Source organism: Vibrio sp. 1288, from assembly GCF_033344475.1.
In genome coordinates this window covers 1-501 of record NZ_JAWPOX010001212.1, presented here as the reverse complement: position 1 = coordinate 501, position 501 = coordinate 1, and the positions used below count along the sequence as shown (strand labels likewise).

Here is a 501-nt window from a genome sequence, read left to right as displayed (position 1 = left end):
TAAATTCTTAACCTTTGTACAGTTTCGGGTTAAATACATCGCGTAACCAGTCACCCAGAAGGTTAATAACCAGTACCAAAGTAACTAGCACAATACCTGGGAAGGCTGTAATCCACCAAGCACCAGAGAAGATGTAGTTAAAGCCGATGCTGATCAACGCGCCCAAAGATGGTTGGTCAACAGGCAGACCCAAGCCTAGGAACGACAGCGCCGCTTCCGACATGATGGCGTTGGCCACCTGAACGGTTGAGATAACCAAGATTGGTGACAAACAGTTCGGCAAAATATGGCGGAACATGATGCGTGGAGCTTTAAAGCCCATCACGCGTGCCGCTTCTACGTATTCTTTCTTCTTCTCTGCCAGTACCGATGCACGAATCGTACGCGCGTACTGTGGCCATTCAGCCACACCGATGATCACCACCAGCATCACGACCGCGTATTGGCTGTAAAAATCGCTGCCAAAGCTGGCTTTGAAAATGGCTGAGACGATGATCGCTA

At 49.3% G+C, this 501-nt stretch carries 1 protein-coding gene; it reads right to left on the bottom strand.

Annotated features, from left to right (window positions below; genetic code table 11):
* Nucleotides 1–7: 7 nt before the first annotated feature.
* Nucleotides 8–501 (bottom strand): ABC transporter permease (locus R8O11_RS31740; RefSeq protein ID WP_318195454.1); only part of this gene is annotated, 494 nt, incomplete at its 5' end.